Source organism: Bacillus hominis (assembly GCF_018332515.1).
In the GTDB taxonomy this organism is placed as follows: domain Bacteria; phylum Bacillota; class Bacilli; order Bacillales; family Bacillaceae_G; genus Bacillus_A; species Bacillus_A hominis.
Genome location: NZ_BOQD01000625.1, coordinates 1 through 348, shown reverse-complemented (window position 1 = coordinate 348; position 348 = coordinate 1). Strand labels below are relative to the sequence as shown.

Annotated in this window: 1 pseudogene; it reads right to left on the bottom strand. The window is 27.9% G+C overall.

Features of this window, described 5'->3' with window-relative positions:
• Positions 1-118 (bottom strand): annotated as a pseudogene (locus tag KI356_RS27680) (N-acetylmuramoyl-L-alanine amidase); the annotation flags it as partial.
• Positions 119-348: the final 230 nt, after the last annotated feature.

The following is a 348-nucleotide window of genomic DNA, read 5'->3' as shown; positions in this document are numbered from 1 at the left end:
TAAAATCGACCGTATTCGAACCATCTTGAACTCTAGCAATAACTAAATCTAGCTGCGCCGCTGCAATATCCCAATTAATATTTCCATTCCATTTCGAAATATCTACAATATAACCCATTACTAATCAACTCCTTTTTATCATCTTATTCAAAGCTTGTTTTATTGCTAGACCCATACGCCTAATAGCAAGCTTCTATAAGACAAATAAATATATTTTCATCATTTTTTAAAACTAAATAATTTCTCAAAAAAATTTCTTTTTATCCATAATAAACAAGTTCTTCTTTTTTGCATTTGTAAACGATAGACTTGCATTTATTTCATACTAAATATTGGGATAAAACTATA